The 6,830-nt window shown below is 38.3% G+C and carries 5 protein-coding genes; 2 read left to right on the forward strand and 3 right to left on the reverse strand.

Features of this window, described 5'->3' with window-relative positions; genetic code table 11:
- Positions 1 to 100 precede the first annotated feature (100 nt).
- Both QNJ50_RS28025 and QNJ50_RS28030 read right to left on the reverse strand, forming a co-directional pair.
- Complete coding sequence (locus tag QNJ50_RS28025; RefSeq protein ID WP_300642345.1) at positions 101 to 988, reverse strand: NAD(P)-dependent oxidoreductase; 888 nt, start codon at positions 986 to 988, stop codon at positions 101 to 103.
- Between the two features lie 304 nt (positions 989 to 1,292).
- Positions 1,293 to 2,315, reverse strand: a complete 1,023-nt coding sequence (locus QNJ50_RS28030; RefSeq protein ID WP_300642348.1) for a CHAD domain-containing protein — start codon at positions 2,313 to 2,315, stop codon at positions 1,293 to 1,295.
- 470 nt (positions 2,316 to 2,785) lie between these two features.
- Between QNJ50_RS28030 and QNJ50_RS28035 the strand changes: the two genes are divergently transcribed.
- The gene (locus tag QNJ50_RS28035; RefSeq protein WP_300642350.1) at positions 2,786 to 3,790 is read left to right on the forward strand and encodes a zinc-dependent alcohol dehydrogenase family protein; all 1,005 of its coding nucleotides are present in this window, start codon (positions 2,786 to 2,788) and stop codon (positions 3,788 to 3,790) included.
- A 21-nt stretch (positions 3,791 to 3,811) separates the two neighbouring features.
- Here the strand turns inward: QNJ50_RS28035 and QNJ50_RS28040 are convergent, their stop codons facing one another.
- The gene (locus QNJ50_RS28040; RefSeq protein ID WP_300642352.1) at positions 3,812 to 4,147 is read right to left on the reverse strand and encodes a CU044_2847 family protein; all 336 of its coding nucleotides are present in this window, start codon (positions 4,145 to 4,147) and stop codon (positions 3,812 to 3,814) included.
- Between the two features lie 133 nt (positions 4,148 to 4,280).
- On the opposite strand from QNJ50_RS28040, the gene QNJ50_RS28045 reads away from it, so the two are divergent.
- The coding region (locus QNJ50_RS28045) for a caspase family protein (RefSeq protein ID WP_300642355.1) at positions 4,281 to 6,830 on the forward strand (2,550 nt) is incomplete at its 3' end.

The raw sequence follows: 6,830 nt of genomic DNA on the forward strand, positions 1-6,830 counted from the left end.
GTGCTAAAGCGCTATTACAAACAAGTTATGATTTTTCTTACTCACCTACTTAGTAGTTTGTTAATCCTTACATGTATTATTTACGTAACTAATATTGAATTTATTTGGAATAAGAACTGATACACATTTCCAACTCTTTCTTTACAGATAAAGGACTATAACCTAGTTCAAAAGCTACAGAACTATCCAAAGATACATCACTTGGTCTGGGTGCAGCCATTTTTACATCCTGTTGTCTTCCTGGTTTAATTTTTCCATTGGCTATTTGAAATATTTTTACCATCAACTTGCCAAACTCATAGCGGGAAATTCTTTCTCTCCCACCCAAGTGAATACATCCATTGAATTGTTTTTCTAATACTAGTAATAATCCTTTTGCTGCAGTTAAACCACTAACTGGAGTCCGAAATTCATCGGTAAATAAATTTAATTCTTTTCCCTGTTGGAGGGTTTCAATAAAACCTTGAATAAAACTTTTCGCCGTCGGAGTTGGAGCACCAAACATCAAAGGCATTCGGCAAACAGCAGTCATAGGATAACATGTAAGCATTTCCTGTTCTGCCATAACTTTTTGTTCACCATAAATATTGACTGGATTTACAGGATCTGTTTCTTTATAGGGAGCATTTTTACCATCAAAGACTAAATCTGTTGATGTGAAAACACAGGGTATGGAAGCATCTGCACAAAGTTCAGCAATATTTTTAGATGCAATAACGTTAATCTTATGGGACTCTTGGGGATGGGTTTGACAAAAATTAGGTTGAGATAATGCTGCAGTATGAATCACTGCTGTTGGTTTAATATCCTGGAATACCTGTCTTAGTTTATTCTCATCCGTCAAATTTACCTTTAAGGTCTTCGCTCCGGGAATTTCTATTTGGTGAGACAAGTAAGTTCCATATACAGAATATTCTTTTTGAGCTATTTGACAAAGATACCACCCTAAAAAACCACTCGCTCCAGTCATCAAAAGTGTTTCTGACATTTAATAATGATTTAAATATTTAGTATTGCTGCAAACATAACCATACAATCAATTTACTTAAAACATGTTAAAGGATGTTTAAAAGTATCGCTTATGACCGAAAATCATTTTTGAGATTCCCCAATTCCCTTAAAAAGCGGACAAAAGTCCCCAAAAAATTGCATGGAGACTTAAAGGTATCCAAAATATTTTAGGTAAATAATATGACTTTTTAAATATCCTTTTGGGTGCTTATATATATTTGATATGTGTGCAAGCAACACCAAATATTCTTCTGGTCATTAATACTTGAAATTTAACGCGATTAGTTGGTTGCTAAGGCTACAACTTGCGTTGAATTATCATCATTGGTTCGATTGTCGTAAGGATGTAATATCGTCAAACGGAAATCCTGTTTAGTTTCAGGTTTAATATAAACTTCTTGCAAACATCGCCATTCCCCCCACAAAATATAACGCTTTTCCTCTATTAATTTGGCTAAAGTGGGAAGTTTATGAAGCAGTTTTGATTTACAGACATAGGACAACCAATCAGCTAAAACCACACTATCATTCAGTTGCCCCAAAATTTCTTGTACTTTTTTAACTTCTGCTAAATGGCTTTTATAACTATCGCCGTATAAATCGGGAAATAATTCCATCTGATAGCGCAATCTTTTTGCTTGTTTGCGTAAACTATGGAGATTTTCACCATCTTTTGTCAGCACTTGCTCTATTTTTTCCCTTTCCCAATCTTTCAGAACTGCAATATCTGTATTTTCAATTTTAGTTCCAATTAACCAACCAGGATGCAATAAAAAATGACTCACTTCTGGTAATAGTAAATCTGGTACTACTTGCTGAATTGGTAGTGCTGCTGAATCTTGATAAGTTGGTGCTTCTAACCATACTTTCAAAGATTCTTTTAAAGACTTATAAGTATCATCTTTTAATATTGGTTTAACACCAGCAACAGCATCATTTCTTTGTTTTTTTAATGTTTTAAAAACTGCTGTCATTAAGACTTTTTCTTTGTCTGGTAAATTGGGTTGATAAACATTTTCTAAAGTCTCTTGCAGTACATCTAAATCTCTTAATTCACCGAGTTTACGTGCGATTCTACCAATATTCTTATCACTTATCGCTTTGGGTACAACTATACCTAAAGAAAAACCATTTACACTAGAACGTAAACGCCTCATTCCTACTCGCATTTGGTGTAATGCTTCCGGATCTTTATCTTGTCTAACAAGTTTTTCCCACTTGAGAATTTTTTTGAAGTGTTTTTGAATCGCTTTGTAGGCGTAGTCTCCTAAAGTGTATATTGGAAAATCTGTTGTTACTATCATGTTAAATCACTCATTATAAACGGGATTGCATGTTATTCTTCTATCGATATGGGAAATTTATGCAAATATCCACAAGTCTCTACAAAAATATATATAGCCTTGAAATTTTTAGGTTCAATTTCGGCTTATATTGAGATTAAATTGAGTTCAAATTTAGCTTTAGAAATACTATTTTATACATTTTTTTTCAGAAAAATCTAATTTTTATAAAATCGATACAATCTGCAATTAATAATAATAAATGGCTTTATTAAACTAAAGACAATTAATCCTTACTAATTTCTATGAATTTATAAACGGGGCACCCTTTATAAACTAAGACAGATGTAATAATTTACAATCATTATCAAGTATGTTTACTATAGGCAGTTTAAATTATTTTAATTGAATATTTTTCTGTTTAATAGTAATCAGCCACAAATTAAGAATTAGCAGTAACAATTGACAAAATATTAAGTGATAAATGACAAATGAAAGCAATATTAATGACAGGGGTCGGTAATTCAGAAGTCTTACAGATGAGGGAATTACCCAAACCCAACCTTACGGGCGATACTGAACTTCTAATTAAATTACATGCTGCAGGTATCAATCCAATCGATACTAAAATTCGTAAACGTGGTACTTTTTATCCAGAAAAGATGCCAGCAATTTTAGGTTGTGATGGTGCAGGTGTTGTAGAAGCTGTGGGTATAAATGTCAAAAACTTCCGTATCGGTGATGAAGTATATTTTTGTCATGGAGGTTTAGGCGATCGCCAGGGAAATTATGCGGAATACACAACCATTGACGAGCAATTTGTTGCTCATAAACCTAAATCTATATCTTTTGCAGAAGCTGCTGCAGCACCTCTAGTTTTGATTACAGCTTGGGAAGCTTTGTACGAACGCGGGCGTTTGGAACCGGGCGAAAAAGTCTTAATTCATGCAGGTGCTGGCGGTGTGGGACATGTTGCAATCCAACTAGCCAAGTTAAAAGGTGCTGATGTCTGCACTACAGTTAGTTCTCAAGAAAAAGCTAATTTTGTTCGACGACTGGGTGCTGACTACCCAATTTTCTACCAACAAACTGATTTTGTCCAAGCTGCATTAAATTGGACTAATGGTGAAGGTGTAGATTTGTTATTTGACACTGTTGGAAAAGATACCTTACAAAAATCTTTTCCTGCGGTGCGATTTTATGGTGATGTGGTCACAATTTTGGAACCAGCTGCTGATACAGTTTGGAAAGTAGCTAGATCGCGTAATCTTCGGATTAGTTTAGAATTAATGCTGACACCGATGTTACAAGGACTTGTGTCAGCACAGCAGCACCAAACAGAAATTTTAAGACAATGTGCGAAATGGATGGATGCTGGCGAACTTAAGATCCATGTTGCTCACCAATTTCCTTTAAAAGATGCAGCACGAGCACATCAACTGTTAGAGAATGGTTCGATGATGGGTAAGGTGATTTTGGTAGTGGGTGATGGGTAATGGGTAATCACTCCATAAGTCTCATTTCTTTGTTTGGGGAAAGGTACATTTAACGGAAATCTCTAAATTGCTTTCAGCAGAACCTTCGGTAATATAAGGGAACCCCAATTTTCCGCCTAGTTTCAACCCAAACTTGAGTTCTACTTCTTGCACTTCTGCAACCCCAAAATCATGGAAAGCGCTAATAGCTTGCATTGCACACTTACGAATCATGTGACGTGCACGTTGCATCTGGGCGATCGCATCTTCTTGAATCCCGTATGATTCGTATTCCTCATCCTGCGTCGTTTTTGGAGTTGCAGTAATTTCGTAAATTTGACCATCGGCTTCAAAAGCCAAGTACTCAGCTTCTGTCATATTTATTATTTCAGTAATTTTGTGTAGATTTTAGTTAAGACTTTACTACATAGTGTTCATTGAAACTGATAGCTAAGATAACATAATAATGTAAAAAAAATATCATTGCCTATTCCTAGGGAATGCAATATAAATGGCACGATATGCCCTTTTGGTCGGAATTTCTGAGTATAGAAGCTCACGACTACCGAATTTAAGTAAAACAGCAACTGATGCTCAAGCTGTTGCAAATTTACTAAAGAAATCGGACTTGTTTCAGGAAATAACTATCCTGACGGAGAATGTTACTGGAAAAAAACTGGGTGAGAAATTACAAACCTTGTTACGGCAACAAGCTTCAAAGAATGAAGCCCTTATTTACTTTACAGGACATTGCGTTACCGTAACCGGAAATTTGGGAGAAAAGCGTGGAACCCTGGCAACATCAGATTGTGAACCTGAATGGCATAATCAGCAAGTTGTCGGAATCAGTGGGGGGATTGCTCTAGATGAACTGAACGAACTGATTCGCAAATCAGACTTGAGTAATCTGGTTGTGATCCTAGATTGCTGCCATGCTGAGTACTTTCTGGAACAAGGGCTAGTTACAAGGTTAACAGCTTTTAGCCTCAATATAGATTACTACTTTATTACAGCTTGTAGAAGCTTTGAACAGGCACGTGCTAAGAGGAGTGAAACCCATAGTGTATTTACTGGGGCATTAATAGCAGCCTTATCACCAGATAATGCGGATAAGGTAGGAGTAATTAGTGGCGATCGCCTGTTCGATGCTCTTAGTAGACAACTTAAACACTCTGGACAGGAACCTATTCACATGGGATGGGGAAGATCCATTCCCATTGTCAAGTACTCAATTAAAGAACCGAAATCGCTTACGCCTAAGGAATTGAGGCGAGATAATCCCTATCTAGGACTTTCCTCATTTGATGCCGCGCAAGCTGAGTATTTCTATGGACGTGAAAGGGCAGTACGTGAATTACTAGACCGTCTCACTCAAAGTAGATTTATCGCAGTGATTGGAGCCTCTGGATGCGGTAAGTCATCCCTAGTCAAAGCAGGATTATTGCCACAGTTGCAAAGCGATCGCATACCGGGGAGCGGTCAGTGGGATATTGTTCTCTGTACACCAGGTCAATATCCCCTCCAAAACCTGACAGAAATACTTCACCAGCAGCATCAGCGCAATCAGCCTTTCTTGCTGTTTGTGGACCAATTTGAGGAACTGTTTACTCTCTGCCGTTATCAAGAGGAGCAGCAGCAGTTTATTCGTATGCTGTCTGAAGAAGTAAATAACCCAGAAGTGCGGATTTTGATTGCCATTCGCGGGGACTTTCTCGACCGCTGCACCCAATTTCCAGAAGTGGTCAAGCTGATCAACTCGACGGAACCACCAGGAACCTATGTGGTTACTCCCCTCACTTTTACCGAGTTAGAGGAAGCTATTGAGAAACCCGCAGCCCTACATGGCGTGACTTATGAGCAAGGCTTAGTGTCTCAAATTGCTGCAGATGTAGTGGGTCAGCCCGGTGCTCTACCACTGCTTCAATATGCTCTACAGGAGTTGTGGCGAAACTGTATTGAGGATAAGGCTGAATCATATCTTACTAAACAGGCGTATAAGAAAATTGGTCGGGTGCAGGGAGCCTTAAAGCGAAGAGCTGACTTGCTTTATGAGAGTTTCTCAACCGCAGATCAGGCATTTGTCCGTCAACTGATGATGGAACTTGTAGAGTTGGGCAATGGACAAGAAGTAACCCGGCGACGTACCAGTTGGAAACGGCTAAGAGAGATTGCTGACACTCCATTTGCTCTGGAGTGGGTGATCAGCCAATTAACCAATCAACGTCTGATTGTCACCGATGCGAAGACCATTGAGGTTGCTCACGAAGCACTTTTGTCAGAGTGGACATTGCTCAAAGGTTGGATTGAGGAGAATCGGGAGAATATCCGCCTCAGACGCCGTTTGGAGAACTATTGTCGCGAGTGGCTAGAGAAGGAAAAGTCCGAGGCTTACCTGCTAACTACCGGAAGATTGGCAGCAATTGAGGAATGGGTTGAAAAATGTCAACCTAGGCTTCCAGAGATAGAAGCAGAGTATTTGAGCAGAAGTCAGGAGAAGCGCGATCGCGAAAAAAAAGCAAAACTGAGGCGAGAACGCCGTATCTGGCAGCTTCTAGTAGGGCTATTTGCTACAGGAGGATTTGCTATTGCTACAGGAGGATTAATCGCAGCAGGAATTGCCCAGAAAGGAGAATTAGAAATATTAACAACACAAGTTGAAATTCATTTTAACAATCATCAGCAACTTGAGGCACTACAAGCCAGTGTGAAAGTCCTCGATAAAATGAGAAAAGTGTGGATTAATCCAATAATTAATCGAAATTTTTATCTTCGACGACTTCAACCAGTTATATACAGCATTAGGGAACGCAATCGACTACAAGGAAATAATAAAATTCTTTATAGCGTCACTATTAGCCCTAACTCTAAAATGATCGCTTCCTCTGGCTCAGATAGAATAATTACTCTTTGGACTATAGAAGGTAAACCTCTGACCAAATTTAATGGACACGACAAAGAGATTTATAGTGTTAGGTTTAGCCATAATGGCAAATTTATCGGTTCAGCAGGATTTGATGGGACAGTTAATGTTTGGGATGTAGAAGAAATTAAGCAGGGAGAA

It is taken from the genome of Mastigocoleus sp. MO_188.B34, assembly GCF_030065675.1.
Classification (GTDB): domain Bacteria; phylum Cyanobacteriota; class Cyanobacteriia; order Cyanobacteriales; family Nostocaceae; genus Mastigocoleus.